The following is a 24,034-nucleotide window of genomic DNA, read 5'->3' on the forward strand; positions in this document are numbered from 1 at the left end:
ATTAGAGTTGTAGTACCCGTTGTAATTCGACAAGGCTAGTAATGCCTTCAACTAATTTATCTACTCCTGATTCGCGTAGTCGTTGCATGCCTTGGCTGGCAGCAATATCTTCTAATTGTAAGCTGGTGGCGTTTTGCATTAATGCTTCAGCAATTTCACGGCTAAATTGCATCACTTCATAAATACCCACTCGGCCAACATAGCCTTTGTTGCAATCATCACAGCCTTCTTTATGGGCTTGATAAACACTGGTGTTAAGTGGCAGTTTTAAGCGCTCACAAGTTAAGTCATCAAGTAGATGCGGTTGTTTACAGTGACTGCATAATCGGCGTGCTAACCGCTGCGCAATAATCAAACTCAGTGATGAGGCAAGGTTAAAATCTTCCACCCCCATGTTGGTTAAACGGGTAATGGTTTCCGCAGCTGAGTTGGTGTGCAGGGTTGATAACACCAAGTGCCCAGTTTGCGCCGCTTTAACCGCAATTTCGGCGGTTTCAAGGTCGCGAATTTCACCCACCATTACTACATCTGGGTCTTGACGTAGAAACGATCGCAATGCTTCAGCAAATCCAAGTCCAGCCTGATTATTGATTTGAACTTGGTTGATACCTTGGAGGTTGATCTCAACCGGATCTTCGGCGGTGGAAATATTGCGCTCGTCAGTATTTAAAATACTTAAACCAGTATAGAGCGATACGGTTTTGCCGCTGCCTGTGGGGCCTGTCATCAAAATCATCCCTTGCGGGCGTTGCAAGGCGGTTAAATAAGCCTGCTTTTGAGCATCGCTATACCCTAAAATATCAATGTTTAAGCTGGCACTGGAACTGTCTAAAATACGCAGTACCACTTTTTCGCCCCACAAGGTTGGTAGGGTCGACACCCGCAGATCAATTGCCAGTGACTCTGATAATTTAAGTTTAATGCGGCCATCTTGGGGTTGACGGCGTTCGGCAATATTGAGCTTTGACATTACCTTTAAACGGGTTGATAACCGCCGCGATAAACTGGCTGGTGGCGTTAAATGCTGATGTAAAATACCATCACAACGAAATCGAATTCGATAGCTGGTTTCATAGGGTTCAAAGTGAATGTCGGATGCTTTACGGCGCAGGGCATCCATTAAGACTTGGTTGATATAACGAGTAACCGGAGCGCTGTCTTGGCTTAAATCGGTGGCTTCATCAAGTTCAAGATCGTTAATATCAATTAAGTTACCTAAATCTTCATCACTGATTTGACGGCTGTTACCAACATCACCGATATCACTGCCGTAAACTCGGCGAATCGCTGATTCAAGTTGTTTATTGTCTAATAATAGTGCTTCAACGTTCTTACCAATAGCGAAGCGAAATTCATCTTGCGCCTCGACATTGGTAGGATCGCTAAGGCCGACGAAAAGGGTGCTATTATCTTGCGCAAGCGGTAGCACGCGATGGCGTAACACCAGTTCACGTTGGTAGACACTTTGACAGCAACCTTGAAAGTCATAGTGGTGGACATCCACTCGATCAAGGTTGAACAGGTGTGATAATGAACGTGCCAGTTCATCATCCGCCATGATACCCAGACGAGTAATGGCGGTCGGGACATTGATCCCTTCCGCCGTCACCGACTCGACTATTTGCTGCTCTTGTTCGGCGCTGATTAAGTCAGCTTGGAACAGGATCGAGGCGAGGTTTGTTTGCATGGTTAATTTGTTGAAGGTGCAGCTTTAGATGACGTGCATCCTTTAGGTAATAGGGCTTTTTCTATGTTTGTTGAAGTGCAAGTCCAGGTTCCAGTTTCTGTTATTCGTGTGAGTACCAATGAATCACCTTTTAATAAAGCGTTAACGTTTGCCGATTTAAATGCAAGAGTTAGAGTACCTGCATCTGATGTGCCTATTTTTGCTAAAGTGAAATCACCTAAAGGCATGACATCTGGTGCTCCTAAATCTTTAGGTGTTTCACCAACTGTTGAATTATCAGGAAAACGACCATTTTCAACAACAAATGCTTCAATATTGGTTTTTACGCCTGTCATTGTTGAAAGAACTGACGCCACTTCTGCTTTAGCGACATATTTTTGATACTGTGGAATCGCTATTGCTGATAACACACCGATCACCGCCACCACGATCATCAATTCAATAAGGGTAAAGCCTTGTTGCTTTTTCATATTCCATTCCTTGAAGGTTTTAAATTGTCCAACATGGACAAAGGGGTAGTGCTGTGGAACTAGAATAAAAGGCTTAAGATATTGATTGAATAACAGTGGTGGTATTGCTCGGCGCAGTTTGAATTATTTGTGCCGTCGTTGCAGCAGTTACAAAATAGCGCTGGAGTTGGGGCGCAGAAATGAGGCAGGTTGTGAGGTGAATAAGGGGCGAGGAGTCAGGAAGGGCGAGTAACGAGTGGCGAGATAAAAACTGTTCTTCCTCGGCCCTCGAAAACTAGTAACCTCGATCCTCTATACCTGCTCTTCCTCGAAAACTAATAATCTCGCCCCTCGAAACCTGTGTGCTACCTAAACCTCATCGACAAATCCATTGCCCGCACATGCTTGGTTAGCGCACCGACTGAAATATAATCTACACCTGTTAATGCACATTCGCGAATATTATTCAGAGTAATATCACCAGAATTTTCCAACGCCGCACGACCTGCGTTAATTTTTACCGCTTCACGCATCATCTCTAGGCTGAAGTTATCCAGCATAATAATATCTGCGCCAGCGGCAATCGCTTGTTCTAATTCGGCTAGCGATTCGGTTTCTATTTCTACCGGTTTGCCGGGGTTTAGCTGCTTGGCAGTGGCGATTGCTTTTTCAATGCCACCACAGGCCATGATGTGATTTTCTTTGATCAAATAGGCATCAAACACCCCAATGCGGTGGTTAAAACCACCACCACAACTGACCGCATATTTGAGGGCGCTGCGCAAGCCGGGAACAGTTTTGCGAGTGTCTAATAAACGGGTGTTGGTGCCTTGTAGTTGGTTAACATATTCGGCGGTAAGGGTGGCGCAGCCTGATAAGGTTTGAATAAAATTCATCGCGTTACGCTCACCAGTTAGCAATACTCGTGATGGGCCACTTAGGGTACATAACACTTGATTGGGTTTGACTACCTCGCCATCGCTAACATGCCACTCAATGACGACTTCACCGCCTAATTGGGCAAACACTTCATCGGCCCACAGTTGACCACAAAAAACGCCATATTCACGGGTAATAATAGTGGCAGTGCTGTGACTATCCGCCGCAATTAAATTGGCGGTAATATCACGGCTAGCATCAATCTCACCACCTAAATCTTCACGCAGAGTATCAGCAACGGCGCGAGTGATTTCTAGCGGTAGTTGCTGTTTAAGGTAAGTAAGGCGAGCACTGCTGTCGTGTTTCTGTTCCATAGTCGTCATGTCGTATCCATTGCAAGAGTTTGCCGGTAAGTGAATTACCGCGAGTGATAGCAAAAGCATACAGGGAATAGCTTTAGTTTTCGAGGGGAGAAAGGGGTTAGGGGCGAGGGAAAGCAGGAAGAGCTGGGGGCGTGTGGAATCTTTTTTTCCGTGACTATTTACAGAGAGATAGTTTTAGTTTTTCCTACGATACTCGATACTCGATACTCGATACTCGATACTCGATACTCGATACTCGATACTCGATACCTATTTCTTTACTTTGAGGTTGATATGACTTTAACCATTAATCGCGATCACTGGCTTGATAACGTTAAACACGTGCCATCGCCATTTTGTGATACTCGCCCTGATGATGATATTTCACTGCTGGTGGTGCATAACATTAGTTTGCCGCCGGGGGAGTTTGGTGGACCTTACATTGAGCAGTTATTTACGGGGCGGCTTGATCCTAACGAACATGCTTATTTCGCATTAATTCATCAGTTCCGCGTTTCGGCTCACTGTTTGATTCGCCGTGATGGGAGTATTATTCAGTTCGTACCGTTTAATGCGCGAGCATGGCATGCGGGAATTTCTTGCTTTGAAGGGCGTGATAAATGTAACGATTATTCGATTGGCATTGAACTTGAAGGTTGTGACTATTTACCTTTTACATCGTGTCAGTATGAAACATTAGCCACTCTTACCCAAAAAATAATGCAGCAATATCCTGCTATTACACGCCAGCGAATTACCGGGCATGAATTTATTGCGCCGGGACGTAAAACTGACCCCGGATTAGTGTTTGATTGGCATGGCTATAAAGCCCAATTGTAAGCGGTGAATTATTAATAGATTGGTTAATTAGTACTGATAAATCATAGGCTTTTTATCTAAACCTTCTTTTACCTAGCATCAGGATTGAATTTAGTTGGTCGCTTAGTGTCTGATTGATTGTTATTTGATGTAATTATATGTGTTTGATTTATGTTAACGAATGCGCGTTCTATGATTTCAATCAAGTTGAGTGTGGACTTTCACGATTATTTCTGTAAACTTTCCACGTCAGCAAATTGGTAATACCAATTACCCGTATTGTTAGTTTTGTTATGAAGCAGATTGATTATAAGAAGCATTCATCATAATGACCTATAAACGTATTCGCCAACCCAAACTTTGTGAGGCTATCGAAAAAGAGCTTGAGTGTTTGATTGTTGAAGGGACGTTATCTCCGGGACAACAACTGCCTCCTGAGCGTGAACTAGCAAAGCAATTTGATGTTTCTCGCCCTTCTGTTCGTGAGGCGATTCAACGCTTAGAAGCCAAACATTTACTGACGCGTCGTCAAGGTGGCGGCACATTTGTGACAGAAAATTTGTGGGAAAGTTTTTCTGAGCCACTGCTCGATTTATTAGCGGCACACCCTGAAACACAATTAGATTTAGTTGAAGCGCGCCATGCGCTAGAGGGATTAGCGGCATATTATGCGGCCCTGCGTGGTAATGATGATGACTTTGATCGTATTAAAGATTGTCATATGCGGATTCAACAAGCACAACAACAAGGCGATTTAGCCGCCGAAGCAACTGCGGTAATGCAATACCTTATTGCGGTTACAGAGTCGGCACATAATGTGGTGTTATTGCACATTATTCGTAGTTTAGCGCCATTGTTGGAACAGAACGTATTACAGAATTTTGAATACCTTAATCGTCATCAAGCGGTGGTGGATAAGGTGAGCAAACATAGGGCCAATATTGTTGCGGCGATTGTTTCAAAACAGCCTAAAAAGGCGCGTGAAGCATCCCATGCACATTTGGCTTACATTGAGGAAACTTTGTTGGATTTATCGCGAGAAGATAGCAGGCGTCAACGCTCTCTTCGCCGAATCCAGCAACGCAAGGACGGGCTTGACTAGGGTTCTTTATCAGCCAAAGGCCATTTGCAAGTCGCGACATTGTTAGTTTAGTTGATTGATTATAACGAAAGGATAGATCGCATGTCTGAAGTCATGAAGAGTGACGTGGATGCACTGGAAACTCAAGATTGGTTAGAAGCCCTTGAATCAGTAGTCCGTGAAGAAGGTGTTGAACGCGCACAGTACTTACTAGAGCAAGTATTGGATAAAGCACGTTTAGATGGTGTTGATATGGCAACAGGCATCAACACTAATTACATTAATACGATTCCTGCGGCGCAAGAACCTGCGTACCCAGGTGATACTACGCTAGAGCGTCGTATCCGTTCTATCATTCGCTGGAACGCGATCATGATCGTATTGCGTGCTTCAAAGAAAGATTTAGACCTAGGCGGCCACATGGCGTCTTACCAGTCTGCTTCGGCTTTCTATGAAGTATGTTTTAACCACTTCTTCCGCGCACCTAATGACGTGGATGGCGGCGATTTGGTTTATTACCAAGGTCACATCTCTCCAGGAATCTACTCTCGTGCTTTCGTTGAAGGCCGTTTAACAGCAGATCAGCTTGATAACTTCCGTCAAGAAGTTGATGGCAAAGGTATTCCTTCATACCCACACCCTAAGTTAATGCCTGAATTCTGGCAGTTCCCAACGGTATCTATGGGTCTAGGTCCTATCTCTGCGATCTACCAAGCGCGTTTCCTTAAATATTTAGAAGGCCGTGGTCTTAAAGACACTTCAGCGCAACGTGTTTACGCGTTCCTAGGTGACGGCGAGATGGATGAGCCAGAATCACGTGGTGCGATTTCTTTCGCTGCGCGTGAGAAGCTAGATAACCTATGTTTCCTTATCAACTGTAACCTACAGCGCCTAGATGGTCCGGTTATGGGTAACGGTAAGATCATTCAAGAGCTAGAAGGCCTATTTAAAGGTGCTGGCTGGAATGTGGTTAAAGTGATCTGGGGTAACAACTGGGATTCACTGCTAGCTAAAGACACTACTGGTAAGTTACTTCAGTTAATGAACGAAACTATCGATGGTGACTACCAGACATTTAAATCTAAAGATGGCGCTTATGTACGTGAGCACTTCTTTGGTAAATACCCTGAGACTGCGGCACTGGTTGCTGACATGACAGATGAGCAAATCTTTGAGCTGAAACGTGGTGGTCACGATTCATCTAAGCTATTTGCTGCATTTACTAATGCAAAAGATACTCAAGGTAAGCCGACTGTTATTCTTGCTAAAACTGTTAAAGGTTACGGCATGGGTGAAGCAGCAGAAGGTAAGAACATCGCTCACGGCGTGAAGAAAATGGACATGACTCATGTTCAATACCTACGTGATCGTTTAGGTCTACAAGATCTTATCTCTGATGAAGCAATTAAATCATTGCCTTACCTAGAGCTTGAACAAGGCTCTGCAGAGTACAACTACCTACACGCTCGTCGTGAAGCACTATTAGGTTACACACCTAAGCGTAGCCCTAAGTTCACTCAAGAATTTAAAGTACCTGAGCTAGAAGAGTTTGCACCATTGCTGGTTGAGCAAAAGCGTGAAATCTCTACCACAATGGCTTACGTTCGTACGCTTAATATTCTATTGAAAGATAAGAATATCGGTAAGAACATCGTGCCTATCATCTGTGATGAAGCGCGTACATTTGGTATGGAAGGTCTGTTCCGTCAAGTGGGTATCTACAACCCTGCGGGTCAAACTTACACTCCAGAAGACCGTGGCGTTGTTTCTTACTACAAAGAAGCAAACTCAGGTCAGGTACTGCAAGAAGGTATCAACGAATTAGGTTCAATGGCATCTTGGGTTGCTGCTGCAACATCATACAGCACTAACAACCTACCAATGATTCCGTTCTACATTTACTACTCAATGTTTGGCTTCCAACGCGTTGGCGACATGGCGTGGATGGCAGGTGACCAACAAGCTCGTGGCTTCCTATTAGGTGCTACTGCAGGTCGTACTACCCTGAACGGTGAAGGTCTACAGCACGAAGATGGCCACTCACACATCATGGCTAACACAGTGCCAAACTGTATCTCTTACGATCCAACGTTTGCTTACGAGCTAGCGGTTATCATGCAAGACGGTATTCGTCGCATGTACGGTGAGAGCCAAGAGAACATTTATTACTACCTAACAGTAATGAATGAAAACTACGCAATGCCTGGCATGCCTGAAGGCGCTGAAGAAGGCATTCGTAAAGGTATCTACAAGTTAGAATCTTACGCTGGTAGCAACAAAGTTCAGTTAATGAGCTCTGGTACTATCATGAATGAAGTTCGTGCTGCGGCTCAAATTCTTAGTGATGATTACGGTGTTGCATCTGACGTTTATTCTGTAACGTCATTCAACGAATTGACCCGCGATGGTCAAGATGTTGAGCGTTACAACATGCTGCACCCACAAGCTGAGCAGAAAGTACCTTACATCACAACGGTTATGGGTTCTGAGCCTGCAATCGCTGCGACTGACTACATGAAAAACTACGCAGAACAAGTTCGCGCGTTCATGCCTTCTGAGTCATTTAAAGTACTGGGTACTGATGGCTTCGGTCGTTCAGACAGCCGCGCTAACCTACGTCGTCACTTTGAAGTTAATGCAGGCTACGTTGTTGTTGCTGCACTTTCTGAATTGGCAAAACGTGGTGACATTGAGAATTCTGTTGTTGCAGAAGCAATTGCTAAATTCAACATTGATACAAACAAGATCAACCCGCTATACGCGTAAGAGGCAAATATAATGACAATCGAAATTAATGTACCTGATATCGGTGCAGATGAGGTTGAAGTGACTGAGATTCTTGTTAGCGTTGGCGACAAGGTTGAAGAAGAGCAATCACTGATCACTGTTGAAGGCGATAAAGCATCAATGGAAGTGCCTGCTTCACAAGCGGGTATCGTAAAAGAAATTAAAATCGCGGTGGGTGATTCAGTCTCTACTGGTTCATTGATCATGATCTTTGAAGCTGAAGGCGCAGCGGTAGCAGCTCCTGTGGCAGAAGCAGCACCAGTTGCCGCACCTGTGGCAGCGGCAGCAGCTGAGCTTAAAGAAGTACATGTGCCTGATATCGGTGGTGATGAAGTTGAAGTCACTGAAATCATGGTTGCTATCGGCGACAGCATCGAAGAAGAGCAATCACTACTTACCGTTGAAGGCGATAAAGCATCAATGGAAGTACCTGCACCGTTCGCTGGTGTACTAAAAGAAATTAAAATCGCAACAGGTGATAAAGTTTCAACTGGCTCACTAGTGATGATTTTTGAAGTTGCTGGTTCAGCGCCAGTAGCGGCTCCTGCTCAAGCAGTAGCACCTGTAGCGGCGGCACCTGCTGTTGCAGCAGCAAAAGAAGTTCATGTGCCTGATATCGGCGGTGATGAAGTTGAAGTCACTGAAATCATGGTTGCGGTTGGCGATACAGTAGAAGAAGAGCAATCTCTAATTACTGTTGAAGGCGACAAAGCATCAATGGAAGTTCCTGCTCCTTTCGCTGGTACTATCAAAGAAATCAAAATCGCTGCTGGCGACAAGGTTTCTACTGGCTCGCTAATCATGATCTTTGAAGTTGCTGGCGCAGCACCGGTTGCAGTTGCGGCGGCTCCTGTTCAAGCGGTAGCACCTGCACCTACAGCGGCACCTGTTGCATCAGCTCCAGCTGCTGCAACAACGGGCGATTTTGAAGAAAACAACGATTATGCACATGCATCACCTGTTGTTCGTCGTCTAGCACGTGAGTTTGGCGTTAACCTTGCGAAAGTTAAAGGTACAGGCCGTAAGAACCGCGTTCTGAAAGAAGACGTTCAAAGCTTCGTTAAAGATGCACTTAAGCGTCTTGAATCTGGTGCAGCAGCATCGGCTTCAGGTAAAGGCGATGGCGCAGCTCTAGGTCTACTACCTTGGCCGAAGATTGACTTCAGCAAGTTTGGTGACACTGAAGTTAAGCCGCTGTCTCGCATTAAGAAGATTTCTGGCGCGAACCTGCACCGTAACTGGGTAATGATTCCACACGTTACACAGTGGGATAATGCAGATATCACTGAGCTTGAAGCATTCCGTAAAGACCAAAACGCTATCGAAGCGAAGAAAGACTCTGGCATGAAGATCACGCCACTAGTGTTCATTCTTAAAGCGGCAGCGAAAGCACTGGAAGCGTTCCCTTCATTCAACTCTTCACTATCAGATGATGGCGAGAGCTTGATTTTGAAGAAATACATCAACATCGGCATCGCGGTAGATACACCGAATGGCTTGGTTGTTCCTGTATTTAAAGACGTGAACAAGAAAGGTATTTACGAGCTATCTGAAGAGCTAATGACTATCTCTAAGAAAGCACGTGCTGGTAAGCTAACTGCATCAGATATGCAAGGTGGCTGTTTCACTATCTCAAGCCTAGGTGGCTTAGGTGGTACTGCGTTCACTCCAATCGTGAATGCGCCAGAAGTAGGTATCCTTGGTGTATCTAAGTCTGAAATGAAGCCAGTATGGAACGGTAAAGAGTTTGAACCGCGTCTACAACTGCCATTATCACTATCATACGATCACCGTGTGATTGATGGTGCTGAAGGTGCACGTTTCATTACTTACTTAAATGGTTGTCTATCTGACATCCGTCGTTTGGTACTATAAGGTTTCACATCCACAACGCCATGCCTACCTTAAGTAGGCATGGAATTGTTGTTTAGCTCACAGGCTGCAGTAATTTATTTTTCATGTTGTTAACAGGTCTGTAAACTTGTTACTCAATTTGACGGTGAATTTAGCATTAAAAAGTACAGCGTAGCTGATAGCCTGTTAGGGATAAAAGACTTACAACGAGGTCATGATGAGCAAAGAAATTAAAGCCCAGGTAGTGGTGTTGGGTTCAGGCCCTGCTGGTTATTCTGCGGCATTCCGTTGTGCAGACTTAGGTCTAGATACGGTTCTAATCGAAAAATTTAATACTCTTGGCGGCGTATGTCTTAACGTCGGTTGTATTCCATCAAAAGCTCTGCTTCACGTAGCGAAAGTGATCGAAGAAGCAAAAGCGATGGCTGAACATGGCGTGATTTTCGGTGAGCCACAAACCGATATTAATAAAATCCGTCTATGGAAAGATAAAGTAATTACCCAACTTACTGGCGGTCTTGGCGGTATGGCTAAGATGCGTAAAGTTAACGTGGTTAACGGTTACGGTAAATTTACTGGCCCTAATTCAATTGTTGTTGAAGGTGTTGATGGTCAAACGACTGTTACTTTTGACAATGCAATTATCGCTGCGGGTTCACGCCCAATTAAACTGCCTTTCATTCCACATGAAGACCCACGTATTTGGGATTCAACAGATGCGCTAGAGCTTAAAGAAGTACCTGAAAAGTTACTGATTATGGGCGGCGGTATCATTGGTCTTGAAATGGGTACGGTTTACCACGCGCTAGGTTCTGATGTCGACGTTGTTGAGATGTTCGATCAAGTTATTCCAGCAGCTGATAAAGATATCATTAAAGTTTTCACTAAGCGTATTTCTAAGAAATTCAACCTAATGCTAGAAACGAAAGTGACAGCAGTTGAAGCGAAAGAAGACGGTATCTACGTTTCAATGGAAGGCAAGAAAGCACCTGCGGAACCTACACGTTATGATGCAGTGTTAGTGGCTATCGGTCGTGTACCAAATGGTCAGTTAATCGATGCTGAGAAAGCGGGTATCAATGTTGATGAGCGTGGTTTTATTCACGTTGATAAACAAATGCGTACTAACGTTGCTCACATTCATGCGATTGGTGACGTTGTTGGTCAACCTATGCTTGCTCACAAAGGTGTGCATGAAGGTCACGTAGCGGCTGAAGTTATTTCAGGTAAGAAGCACTACTTCGATCCTAAAGTTATTCCTTCAATTGCCTACACTGAGCCAGAAGTTGCGTGGGTAGGTAAGACTGAGAAAGAAGCGAAAGCTGAAGGTATTAACTACGAAGTTTCAACATTCCCATGGGCTGCATCTGGCCGTGCTATCGCATCTGATTGTGCTGATGGTATGACGAAGATGATCTTCGATAAAGACACTCACCGCGTTATCGGTGGTGCTATCGTGGGTACTAATGGTGGTGAATTGTTAGGTGAAATTGGTCTAGCGATCGAGATGGGTTGTGATGCGGAAGATATCGCATTAACAATTCATGCTCACCCAACATTGCATGAATCAATTGGTCTTGCAGCAGAAGTATTTGAAGGTTCAATCACTGACCTGCCAAATGCAAAAGCAGTAAAGCGTAACAAGTAATTCTCGCTTAATGCTCTGTGAATAAAAAAAGCGCCTGATGGCGCTTTTTTGTTAGTTATCGTTTTGTTCGCTATAGCTTCGTAAACCGATAGCAGTGTAAGGTTGATAATTACAATTTAAAAGTGCCGACCATATCATCCAAACGCTGTGAAAGTTGGCGTAATGATTGGCTAGAATCTGCCAGTTGCGCTGCTGTTTCTGCGGTTAACTGAGTGGTTTCATTGATCTCTTCAATATTGCAATTAATGTCGCGCACCACAATTGATTGCTCTTCGGTTGCGGTTGCGACCTGAGTATTCATATCGGCAATTAAGCTAATACGATCCGCAATGGAAATTAAAGCGGTAGAGGCTTGATCAGATGCTGAGACGCCATTGTCTGATAGCTGACGACTTTGCTCTATTGCACTAACGGCATTTGATGCTTCTTGTTGTAAGCGGTTAATCATCGTTTGAATTTCATCCGTCGAAGTTGCCGTTCGACTAGCAAGATTGCGAACTTCATCGGCAACCACGGCAAACCCGCGTCCTTGTTCTCCCGCTCGTGCCGCTTCAATGGCAGCATTTAATGCCAACAGATTTGTTTGTTCTGAAATTCCTCGAATCACATCTAAAATACTACCAATAGATTGAGTGTTATTTGCTAATGAATCAATCACATCACTAACCTGACCGATATCGGATGACAGTTGATTAATGGTATTGCGGGCTTCGCTCACCACTTGTTGACCATCATGGGTTTGCTGTTCGGCTTGTTGAGTCGATTCGGCGGCGAGAGCGGCATTACTGGCAATTTCATTAACCGTTGCTCCCATTTCATTGATTGCTGTTACAACCAATAAGGTTCTATCGCGTTGGCTATGGCTATTATCAAGGGTTAATTGAGCTTGAGATGCCACAGATTCTGCCGCTTGGCGAAGGGCGTTCCCCGTTTCTGCAACGTCAATCACTGAATGGTGGATCTTACCAATAAAGCCATTAAATCCTGATGATAATTGTCCAATTTCATCATTAGCTTCAACGTTTAAACGGTGGCGTAAATCACCATCGCCTTCACCAAGATTCTTAAACATTAATGCTAGGTTTTTAATTGGGCGAGTAATACTGCTGGCGAGAAAAATAGCGATAACAATAAAGATTGCAGCAATAATGGCGGTAAATAAAATAACTTGATTACGAATAGTCGTGAGGGCAGCAAAGGCTTCTTTTTTTGGAAGTTCGCCAATCACATACCAATCCATGGCGGGAATGTAGCTCGCTGCTAAAAAGACATCTTCATTATTACTCTTTGTTTCTATCACACTAAAACTTTGTTTATTTAATAAGGTGGTGGCAACGGTTGAATCAAATAAGGTCGTAATTGAATTGTGACCTAACATTTTGTCGTTATCACGATGGATTTTAATGGTACCTTTACTATCGACTAAATAGACAAATCCGGTTTGTTCAATTTTAAATTGACTAATAAAACTTGCCATATCATCAAGAGATTTAGAGAGCCCCGCTAAAGTATCACCCTGTGGTTGCTGATAGTTAACAAACAGTTTTACCTCACCAGTTTTTTCTCTAAAGATACTGAGGCTGCGAGTGTGGTTCGCTTGAATAGCGTCAAAAAACCATTGATCTTGTTGAGGGGTCAGTTGGCGTAAAAAACCATTTTGGTTCCAGTAATCGCCGTTGTGACGGTTAGCAATAGAGACATCTAATAACTGGTATTGATGCTGAATATTACGTAATTCTTTGACTAAACGGGTTTTATCTTGCGGGGCTTTGGTAGCTAACACACTGTCGATAACGTAGCTGTTATTGGCAAGTTGCTCTGCGGCTGATTGTAACTGAGTGACTTCTTTTTCGACATTATTACGAATTTGCAACAAGATCGAGGGCAATTCTAAGTCTAAGATTCGAGTGGTAATGGCTGCGCGAACTTGGCTTTGACTAAGGACACTGACTAAGGTCGTTGAAGCGAGTACTGCCATGGTGATGGCGATGATCAGTTTTGATTTGATGCTTAAATGTTTGTAATTCATAAGACGGCTTATATTTATGAGCAAATGAACAGACCATACGTGGTTACGTCATGATGGTCGGTGAAATGAAAATACAGGCTTATGTATCGGCGTATTTATGATAAAACTTTAGTGATTTATGGCGCGCAATATGAGCTAGCGCTAACTTTAGTGAGCAATATTGATACTTGTCACATGAGATTTAGTGGCAGGGTTATCAATATTTAGCGGTGACTGAGGCGATATTTATTAAAACTGTGAATGTTGTAAAACATCGACTTATTTTAATTTTAGGTTAAAAATGCTATGGTATTTAACAGTTTTGATCTCTAATTAGCCGTTAAGATGTCAGGTATAGATTAAATCGCAATGACTGATCAGTGAGAGATCATTTAACTTCCAAGGATGTTCGGCGTTATCGTCGAGCCAATATAAGAGGAATATGTCGTGCTTGAAGCCTACCGTAAACACGTCGAAGAGCGTGCGGCAGAGGGGGTTGTTGCTCAACCTCTTAATGCTGAACAGGTTGCCGCTCTGATTGAGCTATTAAAAACCCCGCCGCAAGGTGAGGAAGCGGCACTACTGGATTTATTAGAAAACCGTATTCCACCGGGTGTGGACGAAGCCGCTTATGTAAAAGCGGGTTTTCTGGCTGCAATCACTACTGGTGAAGCACAATCGCCATTAGTTGACAAAACCAAGGCCGCGCAGTTATTAGGGACCATGCAAGGTGGTTACAATATCGAACCACTAGTGTCATTACTTGATGATACTGAGCTTGCCCCTATCGCTGTTAGTGCGCTATCTCATACTTTACTGATGTTTGACTCATTCTATGATGTTGAGCAAAAAGCCAAAGCGGGCAATACTTTTGCCAAGCAAGTGATGCAATCATGGGCTGATGCCGAGTGGTTCTTATCTAAGCCTGCTCTTGCTGAAAAAATCACTCTTACCGTATTTAAAGTCAGTGGTGAAACCAATACTGATGACTTATCTCCTGCGCCTGATGCGTGGTCACGACCGGATATTCCGTTACATGCATTAGCGATGCTAAAAATTGAGCGTGAAGGGATCACACCCGATCAAGCGGGAGTGATTGGTCCTATTACGCAAATTGAGGCCCTTAAACAACAAGGTCATCAATTAGTGTATGTTGGTGATGTCGTGGGAACCGGATCATCACGAAAATCAGCAACTAACTCAGTGCTATGGTTTATGGGGGATGATATTCCTTACGTACCTAATAAGCGTGCTGGTGGCTACGTGCTTGGTGGTAAGATCGCGCCGATCTTCTTTAATACTATGGAAGATGCTGGTGCACTGCCGATTGAAGTTGATGTAACAAAACTTGCTATGGGCGATGTGATTGACGTTTATCCGTTTAAAGGTGAAGTGCGTCGTCATGATAACGATGAATTGGTCTCAACCTTTAAACTAAAAACCGAGGTTTTGATTGATGAAGTGCGTGCGGGTGGGCGAATTCCATTGATCATTGGTCGTGGCCTAACCGATCGTGCCCGTCAAGCGTTAGGCTTGCCTGCATCTGATGTGTTCCGTCGTCCTGTGGCCGTTAAAGATAACGGTAAAGGTTATACTCTAGCGCAGAAGATGGTCGGTAAAGCGTGTGGTGTTGAAGGGGTTCGTCCTGGCACCTATTGTGAGCCTAAGATGACCACCGTTGGTTCGCAAGATACCACCGGCCCCATGACGCGTGATGAACTGAAAGACTTAGCCTGTTTAGGTTTTTCTGCCGATCTAACCATGCAGTCTTTCTGTCATACTTCTGCTTATCCAAAACCGATTGATGTTAATACGCACCATACATTGCCTGATTTTATTATGAATCGTGGTGGAGTGGCATTACGTCCTAAAGATGGTGTTATTCACTCATGGCTTAACCGCATGTTATTGCCAGATACTGTTGGTACGGGGGGCGATTCACATACTCGTTTCCCATTAGGTATTTCATTCCCTGCGGGTTCTGGTTTAGTGGCATTTGCTGCGGCAACGGGCGTGATGCCGCTTGATATGCCGGAATCTATTTTGGTGCGTTTTAAAGGTGAGATGCAAGCGGGGATTACCCTGCGAGATCTGGTTCATGCGATTCCTTATTTTGCTATTCAGCAAGGGCTATTAACGGTTGAAAAATCGGGTAAGATCAATGAATTCTCAGGTCGTGTACTTGAGATTGAAGGGGTTGAGCATTTATCGGTTGAGCAAGCGTTTGAACTTTCTGATGCATCGGCAGAGCGAAGTGCTGCAGGCTGTACCGTTAAATTATCGCCAGAATCGATCACTGAATATTTAAACTCAAATATTGTAATGCTGAAGTGGATGATCGCTGAAGGCTATGGTGATCGTCGTACCATTGAGCGCCGAATTACTGCGATGCAAGCATGGTTAGCCAATCCTGAGTTAATGACCGCAGATAAAGATGCTGAATATGCGCATGTGATCGAGATTGATCTGGCAGATATTAAAGAGCCAATTCTGTGTGCGCCGAATGATCCTGATGATGCGCGTTTATTGTCTGAGGTGGCGGGAACCGCGATTGATGAAGTATTTATCGGCTCATGTATGACTAACATTGGTCATTTTCGTGCGGCAGGTAAGTTACTTGAGAAATTTGGTGGCCAACTAGATACTCGATTATGGGTGGCACCACCAACTAAGATGGATAAAGACCAGCTTACCGAAGAAGGCTATTACGGTATTTTTGGTCGTGCTGGAGTACGTATTGAAACACCGGGATGTTCATTGTGTATGGGTAACCAAGCACGAGTGAAAGATAAAGCTACGGTAATGTCGACCTCGACCCGTAACTTCCCTAACCGTTTAGGTAATGGTGCCAATGTGTATTTATCTTCGGCTGAGTTAGCCGCGGTCGGGGCTATTTTAGGTCGTATTCCAACTATGGATGAATACCTAACTTATGCTAAACAGATTGATGCAACAGCGGCTGATACTTACCGTTATCTCAATTTTGATCGCATGGCGGATTACACTAACAAAGCTGATGAAGTCATTATTCAGCAACCGGTTTAATTGACATTATTGTTGACGTAACGGTTATTGAATAAAAATAAAGAGCGAAAAACGCCGCGAATAATCGCGGCGTTTTTATTAGTATTGCTTAATTATTTATGAGCCAATGCATTAGCGGTTCAAGCAATACATTGCTGCCACATTACGGGCGGTTAATTCAACATTGATTGCCGCATTGCTAAAGGCTTGTTCAAGACTCATCGCTGCGGGAACAACACTAAATACCGCGTCAATTCCATGGTCATAAACCACGCCACAATCTTGGCTTAAACAACCTGCAATACCAATTACGGGTTTATGGTATTGCTTGGCTGTACGTGCGACGCCAATCGGCGTTTTACCATGAATAGTTTGGCTATCAATACGTCCTTCACCTGTGATCACTAGATCTGCATCCTGAACAATGTCGCCCAAGTTAACCGCGTCGATCACGATCTCGATGCCTGAGCGTAATTGAGCATTAAATAAACCTAATAACGCCGCGCCCATACCGCCAGCAGCACCTGCTCCTGCTGTATTTTTAATATCTACACCTAAGTCTTGTTTTATGATTGCGGCATAGTGAGCAAGATGCTGATCAAGCGCGGCAACCATTGCTGGGGTAGCTCCTTTTTGAGGGCCAAACACCTGTGATGCCCCTTTTTCACCACAAAGGGGATTATCAACATCACACGCCACTTCCAGTTTTATATTGACAAGACGAGGATCGACCGTTGTGATATCAATGGTCGCCAGTTGTGCTAATGCTTGACCACCAAACTTAAGCGCTTGACCATTGCTATCTAATAGCTGTACGCCAAGTGCTTGCGCCATACCGATACCGCCGTCATTGGTCGCACTGCCACCGATACCAACAATAATATGGTCAACCCCGTGATCCAGTGCCGCTAGAATCAATTCGCCAGTACCATAACTCGTCGTGAGCATTGGGTTGCGCAGGTCAGGGCTAACAAGGTGCAAGCCAGATGCCGCTGCCATTTCAATAACCGCAGTTTTACCGTCACCCATGAGGCCAAAAAAAGCGTTAACTTGGGTTCCCAAAGGACCTGTAACTGCGTGCTCTATGATGGTGCCGTTACTGGCATCAACCAATGATTGCACCGTGCCTTCGCCGCCATCAGCCATTGGTAATTTAATGTATTCAGCCGTTGGCATCACTTGGCGAAATCCTGCTTCAATTGCAGTTGCCACTTCCATTGCGGTCAGGCTTTCTTTGTATGAGTCAGGAGCAATAATAATTTTCATAATCAATCAGCCTTGTTAAATAGTGAAGCCAAATACGCCAAAGATAAGTGTAGAAACGGTAGCAATCATTAAGCCAACAGCGGTTTCATAAGGGATTAGTTTTAAACGTTCATGCATATCCATATGAACTGAGCCGCCTGTCGCATGGAAGAAGCTACCGTGAGGCATATGGTCAAATACGGTGGCGCCAGCATGGATCATTGCCGCACCTGCAATGGCTGGGACACCTAATTCTAAAATAGTATGACTAAACACGCTTGAGGCTACCGCAGTACCTGCGGTGGTTGATGCTGTGGCTAGTGACATCATGGCACCAGAGATAGGCGCGAGTAAGTAAGAGGGTAATCCCGATGCTGTTAACACATCAATTAAGCCACTTTTTAAGCCTGAATTGGCAATGATGCCCGCGAGAGTACCAGTACCTAGTAACATCACCGCCACTGGCGCCATGCGGTTTAATCCAGAAACCGCAAAGTGGTTGGTATCACGGAAACGCTTCATGGCAATTGCACCCATTAAACCGCCTAATGGAAGGGCGATAAGTGGATCGACATTAATACCAGCGATAGGACGTAGGGCTAATAATGCAATGGCAACTAATGGAGCAACAATGGCGGTAGCAAAAGAGGGTAAACGGCTCAAATCAACATCAATAACTTCGTGGGCTTGGACTTTACTGCCTTTATTGACTAATTTTTTAGCAATAAAGTAAGCAAATAACATTCCACACAGTCCCGGAATAACACCTGCTGCCATGACGGATGTTAGAGGGACATTAAACGCATCTGCCGCAGCAATAGAGTTAGGATTGGGTGACATAACGTTACCCGCTTTACCGCCACCGACCATCGCTAATAGGATCGCCATTTTAGAAAGATCGGCACGACGGGCAATGGCTAATGCAATTGGGGCTACGGTAATAACCGCAACGTCCACAAAGACGCCAACCGCAGTAAGGATCATGGTTGCCATCGCAAGGGCTAATAACGCGCGCGTTTCACCCACTTTTTTGACAATTGTTTCTGCAATGGAGGTTGCGGCACCGGATTCAATTAAGACGCCAGCCAAGACACCAGCGGCGAGAATACGTAATACTGCAGTGACAATACCTTGAGCGCCACCAATCATCATGGTGACGGTCTCGGTTAAAGAGATACCACCAATAATGCCGCCCACCAGAGCACCAATGATCATGCCATAAGCGGGCGGTACGCGTTTTAAAATCAGTCCGATAGCGACGACCAGTGCTGCGAGGGCACCAAGGGTGGATACTTCAACCATTGTTCCATTCCAGTGAAAAGTTAAGATGGCTGCACTGTAGTGAATTTTGAAATGAGAAGCTTTAGGCAAACTAACAAATAAAGTGTGGTTAGCTTGCTAGTAATTTATGCATTTGCACAAATTACGTTAATTATGATTGACTAATGATAGCTAAATACAAACGAGTGATGTCACTTATCTTATTGATTTGTAAGTTGGTTTGTTGCTCGATTTTATCAAGTCGATAACGAAGTGTATTTCGGTGAATATGTAGCACTTGGCAGGTTTGAGCTAAATCACAATTTTGATCAAAAAATGCCGTTAAGGTTTTGACTAAGATTCCACGCGGATCATGATGCTTTAATTTTTCAAGTGGCGCTTGCAGTTGTTGGTAACGCCACGCCTCTGCGGTTATTTTATTGAGGAGCACGGGTAGAATATGATCTTGGTAAAAAAATACCTGTTGTGATGTTTGTTGATGGTGATTAAGTGCTGCTTCCATGGTTGCAGTGGCGGTTAAATAAGATTGTGCCAGCCCTTGAATTGTCGGGAAATAATCGCCTAGCGCAATTTTAATGGTGTAATTGGCTTCTTTATTAATACGTTTTAGCAGCTTATAAACCCGTTTTTGTTCAAGATCCCGTGACCAACCATTGTTAGTGAGTGTGATTGGTTTAAGTACCACCACTTCGTTGCGAGAAACTGAACTAATTGCCACTAAGTTATCCCGTTCAGGGTATTCAAGCAGATGAACTAAATGCTGCAAGTTTTCTAAAGAAAAAGCTTCACCATCATGAGGTAGTACTTTAATGACAGTCGCAATCCGTGGTTGTTCGAGCTCGATTTCTAATCGCTCAGCAATCGTATTTAGCTGCATGTCATCAAGGTTATCGTTATTGATGAGCTGCATCACCAACTCTTCTCGGTGGCGTTTATGCCATTCCACTTGGGTCATTAAAGCGGCTTGCTCAACAATTAGCTCGGCTGTCATTTTGACCAATTCACCATAATTACGCACGTCATCAGGATCCCCTGAAATACCTACGACACCAATAGCTTGTTGCTGAAACATAATTGGCAGATTGATGCCTGGTTTTACCCCTTGCAGTTGTTGAGAGGTTGCTTGATCTATCTCGATAATATGGTGGTTATTCAGCGCCAAAATAGCACCGTCATGGTATTGGTTTAGACGTTGTGGGTCGCCCGAGCCAATAATGCGCCCATGACAATCCATTACATTGACTGAATGCTTAATGATTTTCATAGTACGGGCAACGATTTGTCGAGCAATGGTGGTATTGAGTTGCATTTTAGTGAGAGATCCTGACAATGGGCGCCAAGCGCATTCTGCGAGCAGTGTAGCAGTTAACAACGAAGATGATCAGAGATGGGGTACTAAAGGTATGGATTACGAATTTAAAAAAAATACCTTGGACGGTAGTTATCATGCCATTTTTTCAATGGGCCATGAGGTATTAGGTCATTGGATCATTGACGAGCTTGGCAAGGATGTCGAAAAAATAGATATGGTAATAGATCAACTTAGTGCATTGAAAAATAGTACCAAAGAATGGCGATTAACGGGTGATGAACTGACGTTATGTTTACAAGATAACGAAGCTTTGGTTCAAGCTAACTGTCTGTTTTCTGAAGAAGATGAAGATTTTGAAGAAGATTTTCATTTTTATGATGAAGAAAGTATGTCGGTGTGTGGTTTTGAAGATTTAGCGCAAGCATTAGAAGCTTGGCGAGCATTTGTGATCCGTTTTTAATCAGGTTATTTATCAGTAGCCGTTAGATGCTATATTACAGTGAAAAGGCTGCACCTATATGGTGCGGCCTTTTTTTGTTTATGGTGATTTGTTTTTTAATTTCTTTATTAAACAGTGAGTTAAATAATTGGCACGATGATTGTTTGTTGTTTAATCATAATGGGGAATACATTGAAAGTAAGGAGCAAATCATGAAAATAATTAATGCGATTATTAAGCCATTTAAATTAGATGATGTACGCGAAGCATTGGCCGTTGTCGGTGTTGAAGGAATGACAGTATCAGAAGTAAAAGGATTTGGGCGTCAAAAAGGGCATACCGAATTATACCGTGGCGCTGAATACCAAATTGATTTTTTGCCTAAAGTAAAATTAGAAATCGCGACTCAGGCAGAAAATTTGGATGATATTGTTGATGCTATCAGCAAGGCTGCGCAAACAGGAAAAATCGGTGATGGCAAAATATTTGTTTATGATCTTGAACATGCCGTACGTATTCGAACAGGAGAAGTAGACAGAGAGGCGCTTTAGTCGCAGCATGGATATAGGATCATAAACATCAGGTATAAGGGAAGGTTACCATGGAATTATCAACGACAGTAATTGAATTACGCTACGCACTCGATACATTTTTCTTTTTGATTTCAGGTGCATTAGTGATGTGGATGGCAGCAGGTTTTGCCATGTTAGAAGCAGGTTTAGTCCGTTCAAAAAATACTACTGAAATACTCACCAAGAACTTTTGTTTATACGCCATTGCGTGTACGACATTTTTATTAGTCGGCTATAACATCATGTATGTCGATAACAGCGGCGGTGGTTGGTTACCCTCATTTGGCGCATTAATTGGTACTCAAGCTGAAGGCGCAGATCACTCTTTAGAATCCGATTTCTTTTTTCAGGTCGTCTTTGTTGCTACCGCAATGTCAGTAGTATCAGGCGCGGTTGCTGAGCGTATGAAGTTGTGGTCATTTTTATTATTTTCAGTGGTGTTAACTGGCTTTATTTATCCGGTTGAAGGTTACTGGACATGGGGCGGTGGTTTCCTTTCTGAAGCGGGTTTTAGTGACTTTGCTGGTTCTGGTATCGTTCATATGGCAGGTGCTGCCGCTGCATTAGCGGGTGTATTACTGCTTGGCGCTCGAAAGGGTAAATACGGTAAAAACGGTGAAGTGCACCCTATTCCTGGTTCAAACATGCCTTTAGCTACTGTCGGTACATTTATTCTATGGTTTGGTTGGTTTGGCTTTAACGGTGGTTCACAGTTAATGCTGTCTGATTTTGAGAATGCGACCGCTGTTGGACAAATATTTTTAAACACTAATGCCGCCGCTGCTGCTGGTGCCATTATTGCTCTTGCGGTGTGTAAAATCTTATGGGGTAAAGCTGACCTTACTATGATTCTTAACGGCGCATTGGCCGGCTTGGTTGCCATTACTGCTGACCCATTATCACCATCACCATTAGCTGCAGTTGCGATTGGTGGTGTTGCAGGAGCATTAGTGGTGTTTAGTATTATTGGCTTTGATAAGGTAAAAGTTGATGATCCCGTCGGTGCGATTTCTGTTCATGGCGTGTGTGGTTTATTTGGCTTAATGATGGTGCCGTTAAGTAATCCAGATGCCGATTTCATGACCCAGTTATTTGGTGCTGCGGTTATCTTTGGCTGGGTATTTGGTGCAAGTTTAGTGGTATGGGGAATATTGAAATTCACTATTGGTATTCGTGTCAGTGAAGATGAAGAGCTTGAAGGTATGGACTCACATGACTGTGGTGTTGATGCTTATCCTGAATTTGTCAGTGTAAAATAGCAATAATAGCTGCATTTAAGTGCTGTTAAAGTGTAAAAAAACGTCATCGCTTGCGGTGGCGTTTTTTTGTAATGAAGTGTTACAGCTCGATTGTGTTCGAATGTGAAAAACGTATAATCCTTTATCAATCTAATTGAGAAACATTATCATTACATTTTGCATTAAGGGATTTAGCAATGAAAAAACTTTTAGCTACCGCTGTTTTCTTCGGTTTGACCGCACCTCAAATCGCGACAGCGGCGGAAGAAGTCAATGTCTACTCATACCGCCAGCCATTCCTTGTTGAGCCAATGTTTAATGAGTTCACCAAAGAGACGGGTATTAAGGTTAACGTTAAGTTTGCTAAAGAAGGCATTGCTGAAAAACTTCAGCAAGAAGGTGAGTACAGTCCTGCGGATGTGGTACTGACGACAGATATTAGCCGTTTGGTTGAATTATCAGATAAGCAGCTGGTTCAAGCCGTTGATAGCAAAGTTATTGATACGAATATTCCGGCACAATTTCGTGATAATGAAGATGAGTGGTTTGCATTAACACTGCGTTCTCGTAATGTTTATTCATCAAAAGATCGCGTCGGTAAATTACCCGCATCTTTTGATTACAGTGATTTAGCTAAGCCTGAATGGAAAGGCAAACTTTGTACGCGTTCAGGAAAGCACCCATATAACGTTTCGCTTGTTTCAGCGATGATTGCCCACAATGGTGAAGCGGCAACGAAAACATGGCTTGAAGGTGTGAAAGCGAACTTAGCGCGTAAGCCTCAAGGTAATGACCGTGGTCAAGTACAAGCGGTGAAAGAAGGTTTATGTGATATCGCCATTGGTAACAGCTACTACCTAGGCAAAATGGTTAACGATCCAAACCAAAAAGCATGGGCAGAAGCGGTTGAAATTAACTTCCCAGGCCAACAAGGTAACGGTACTCACGTTAACGTCAGCGGTATGGCAATGGCGAAATACGCACCGAATAAAGATAATGCGCTAAAGTTAATGGAATTCTTAACGGCAACCACAGCCCAACAAATGTATGCTGAAGTGAACTATGAATACCCAGTTAAAGCGGGTGTTAAGCGTTCAGAGTTAGTCGCATCATGGGGCGAATTTAAAGCTGATGATGTATCACTTGATCAAGTAGCACAATACCATAAAGCTGCGATTAAATTGCTTGATGAAGTGAAGTTTGATCTGTAATTAGTTACAAAATAAATGGGGTGTTAAGCCCCATTTTTCAGTTTAACTTAGTCTCTTTTGCAATAAGTTGTGGTAGCTTCTCATGCTTACTTTCAGTGACTGAATTTACTGATGAAGAGGCTTGATATTGCGGGCTTA

At 43.7% G+C, this 24,034-nt stretch carries 17 protein-coding genes; 10 read left to right on the top strand and 7 right to left on the bottom strand.

All coding sequences use genetic code 11. The features are described 5' to 3' along the window. Position 1: 1 nt before the first annotated feature. The 3 genes from pilB to nadC all read right to left on the bottom strand — a co-directional run bounded on the left by pilB (position 2) and on the right by nadC (position 3,389). Positions 2–1,687: a type IV-A pilus assembly ATPase PilB gene (gene pilB / locus C9I86_RS12220; protein WP_107276464.1), complete on the bottom strand. Its 1,686-nt coding sequence runs from the start codon at positions 1,685–1,687 to the stop codon at positions 2–4. A gap of 2 nt (positions 1,688–1,689) precedes the next feature. Continuing rightward, positions 1,690–2,157, bottom strand: coding sequence for a pilin (locus tag C9I86_RS12225; RefSeq protein WP_107276465.1), 468 nt, complete (start codon positions 2,155–2,157; stop codon positions 1,690–1,692). Between the two features lie 344 nt (positions 2,158–2,501). After that, the gene (gene nadC / locus C9I86_RS12230) at positions 2,502–3,389 is read right to left on the bottom strand and encodes a carboxylating nicotinate-nucleotide diphosphorylase (protein ID WP_107276501.1); all 888 of its coding nucleotides are present in this window, start codon (positions 3,387–3,389) and stop codon (positions 2,502–2,504) included. Positions 3,390–3,671: 282 nt separating this feature from the next. On the opposite strand from nadC, the gene ampD reads away from it, so the two are divergent. From ampD to lpdA, 5 genes are all read left to right on the top strand, one after another. Next, on the top strand, positions 3,672–4,217 hold the full coding sequence (gene ampD, locus C9I86_RS12235; RefSeq protein ID WP_107276466.1) for a 1,6-anhydro-N-acetylmuramyl-L-alanine amidase AmpD: 546 nt from the start codon (positions 3,672–3,674) through the stop codon (positions 4,215–4,217). 307 nt (positions 4,218–4,524) lie between these two features. Continuing rightward, positions 4,525–5,298, top strand: a complete 774-nt coding sequence (gene pdhR, locus C9I86_RS12240; RefSeq protein WP_107276467.1) for a pyruvate dehydrogenase complex transcriptional repressor PdhR — start codon at positions 4,525–4,527, stop codon at positions 5,296–5,298. Between the two features lie 81 nt (positions 5,299–5,379). Then, positions 5,380–8,043 (top strand): pyruvate dehydrogenase (acetyl-transferring), homodimeric type, encoded by a 2,664-nt coding sequence (gene aceE / locus C9I86_RS12245; RefSeq protein WP_107276468.1) that lies wholly within the window; start codon positions 5,380–5,382, stop codon positions 8,041–8,043. A 12-nt stretch (positions 8,044–8,055) separates the two neighbouring features. Further along, a complete protein-coding gene (aceF, locus tag C9I86_RS12250) occupies positions 8,056–9,939 on the top strand; it encodes a pyruvate dehydrogenase complex dihydrolipoyllysine-residue acetyltransferase (protein WP_107276469.1) in 1,884 nt (627 codons plus the stop codon). A gap of 196 nt (positions 9,940–10,135) precedes the next feature. Continuing rightward, on the top strand, positions 10,136–11,566 hold the full coding sequence (gene lpdA / locus C9I86_RS12255) for a dihydrolipoyl dehydrogenase (protein WP_107276470.1): 1,431 nt from the start codon (positions 10,136–10,138) through the stop codon (positions 11,564–11,566). Positions 11,567–11,675: 109 nt separating this feature from the next. On the opposite strand, the gene C9I86_RS12260 is transcribed toward lpdA, so the two are convergent. After that, positions 11,676–13,595 (bottom strand): methyl-accepting chemotaxis protein, encoded by a 1,920-nt coding sequence (locus C9I86_RS12260; RefSeq protein ID WP_107276471.1) that lies wholly within the window; start codon positions 13,593–13,595, stop codon positions 11,676–11,678. Between the two features lie 426 nt (positions 13,596–14,021). On the opposite strand from C9I86_RS12260, the gene acnB reads away from it, so the two are divergent. Beyond that, positions 14,022–16,619, top strand: a complete 2,598-nt coding sequence (gene acnB / locus C9I86_RS12265; protein ID WP_107276472.1) for a bifunctional aconitate hydratase 2/2-methylisocitrate dehydratase — start codon at positions 14,022–14,024, stop codon at positions 16,617–16,619. A 111-nt stretch (positions 16,620–16,730) separates the two neighbouring features. Here acnB and C9I86_RS12270 read toward each other — a convergent pair whose 3' ends face one another. The 3 genes from C9I86_RS12270 to C9I86_RS12280 form a co-directional block, all read right to left on the bottom strand. Continuing rightward, entirely contained in the window at positions 16,731–17,864 is a 1,134-nt protein-coding gene (locus tag C9I86_RS12270) for a glycerate kinase (protein WP_107276473.1), read from the bottom strand. Positions 17,865–17,879: 15 nt separating this feature from the next. Then, positions 17,880–19,145 (bottom strand): GntP family permease, encoded by a 1,266-nt coding sequence (locus tag C9I86_RS12275; protein WP_107276474.1) that lies wholly within the window; start codon positions 19,143–19,145, stop codon positions 17,880–17,882. A gap of 130 nt (positions 19,146–19,275) precedes the next feature. After that, positions 19,276–20,433 (bottom strand): sugar diacid recognition domain-containing protein, encoded by a 1,158-nt coding sequence (locus C9I86_RS12280; RefSeq protein WP_107276475.1) that lies wholly within the window; start codon positions 20,431–20,433, stop codon positions 19,276–19,278. A gap of 94 nt (positions 20,434–20,527) precedes the next feature. Between C9I86_RS12280 and C9I86_RS12285 the strand changes: the two genes are divergently transcribed. From C9I86_RS12285 to C9I86_RS12300, 4 genes are all read left to right on the top strand, one after another. Further along, positions 20,528–20,896, top strand: a complete 369-nt coding sequence (locus C9I86_RS12285; RefSeq protein WP_080158396.1) for a YacL family protein — start codon at positions 20,528–20,530, stop codon at positions 20,894–20,896. A gap of 191 nt (positions 20,897–21,087) precedes the next feature. Continuing rightward, positions 21,088–21,426: a P-II family nitrogen regulator gene (locus C9I86_RS12290; protein ID WP_080158289.1), complete on the top strand. Its 339-nt coding sequence runs from the start codon at positions 21,088–21,090 to the stop codon at positions 21,424–21,426. 50 nt (positions 21,427–21,476) lie between these two features. Further along, positions 21,477–22,706, top strand: a complete 1,230-nt coding sequence (locus tag C9I86_RS12295) for an ammonium transporter (RefSeq protein ID WP_080158288.1) — start codon at positions 21,477–21,479, stop codon at positions 22,704–22,706. A gap of 176 nt (positions 22,707–22,882) precedes the next feature. After that, the gene (locus tag C9I86_RS12300) at positions 22,883–23,896 is read left to right on the top strand and encodes a Fe(3+) ABC transporter substrate-binding protein (RefSeq protein ID WP_107276476.1); all 1,014 of its coding nucleotides are present in this window, start codon (positions 22,883–22,885) and stop codon (positions 23,894–23,896) included. Positions 23,897–24,034 lie beyond the last annotated feature (138 nt).

Source organism: Photobacterium sp. NCIMB 13483 (assembly GCF_003025475.1).
GTDB classification, from domain to species: domain Bacteria; phylum Pseudomonadota; class Gammaproteobacteria; order Enterobacterales; family Vibrionaceae; genus Photobacterium; species Photobacterium piscicola.

Coding starts and splice junctions, on each gene's coding strand:
- lpdA (WP_107276470.1), top strand. CDS start 10,136: ATGAGCAAAGAAATTAAAGCCCAGGTAGTGGTGTTGGGTTCAGGCCCT.
- C9I86_RS12260 (WP_107276471.1), bottom strand. CDS start 13,595: ATGAATTACAAACATTTAAGCATCAAATCAAAACTGATCATCGCCATC.
- C9I86_RS12300 (WP_107276476.1), top strand. CDS start 22,883: ATGAAAAAACTTTTAGCTACCGCTGTTTTCTTCGGTTTGACCGCACCT.
- C9I86_RS12270 (WP_107276473.1), bottom strand. CDS start 17,864: ATGAAAATTATTATTGCTCCTGACTCATACAAAGAAAGCCTGACCGCA.
- ampD (WP_107276466.1), top strand. CDS start 3,672: ATGACTTTAACCATTAATCGCGATCACTGGCTTGATAACGTTAAACAC.
- C9I86_RS12280 (WP_107276475.1), bottom strand. CDS start 20,433: ATGCAACTCAATACCACCATTGCTCGACAAATCGTTGCCCGTACTATG.
- aceF (WP_107276469.1), top strand. CDS start 8,056: ATGACAATCGAAATTAATGTACCTGATATCGGTGCAGATGAGGTTGAA.
- C9I86_RS12295 (WP_080158288.1), top strand. CDS start 21,477: ATGGAATTATCAACGACAGTAATTGAATTACGCTACGCACTCGATACA.
- C9I86_RS12225 (WP_107276465.1), bottom strand. CDS start 2,157: ATGAAAAAGCAACAAGGCTTTACCCTTATTGAATTGATGATCGTGGTG.
- pdhR (WP_107276467.1), top strand. CDS start 4,525: ATGACCTATAAACGTATTCGCCAACCCAAACTTTGTGAGGCTATCGAA.
- aceE (WP_107276468.1), top strand. CDS start 5,380: ATGTCTGAAGTCATGAAGAGTGACGTGGATGCACTGGAAACTCAAGAT.
- C9I86_RS12275 (WP_107276474.1), bottom strand. CDS start 19,145: ATGGTTGAAGTATCCACCCTTGGTGCCCTCGCAGCACTGGTCGTCGCT.
- C9I86_RS12285 (WP_080158396.1), top strand. CDS start 20,528: ATGGATTACGAATTTAAAAAAAATACCTTGGACGGTAGTTATCATGCC.
- pilB (WP_107276464.1), bottom strand. CDS start 1,687: ATGCAAACAAACCTCGCCTCGATCCTGTTCCAAGCTGACTTAATCAGC.
- C9I86_RS12290 (WP_080158289.1), top strand. CDS start 21,088: ATGAAAATAATTAATGCGATTATTAAGCCATTTAAATTAGATGATGTA.
- nadC (WP_107276501.1), bottom strand. CDS start 3,389: ATGGAACAGAAACACGACAGCAGTGCTCGCCTTACTTACCTTAAACAG.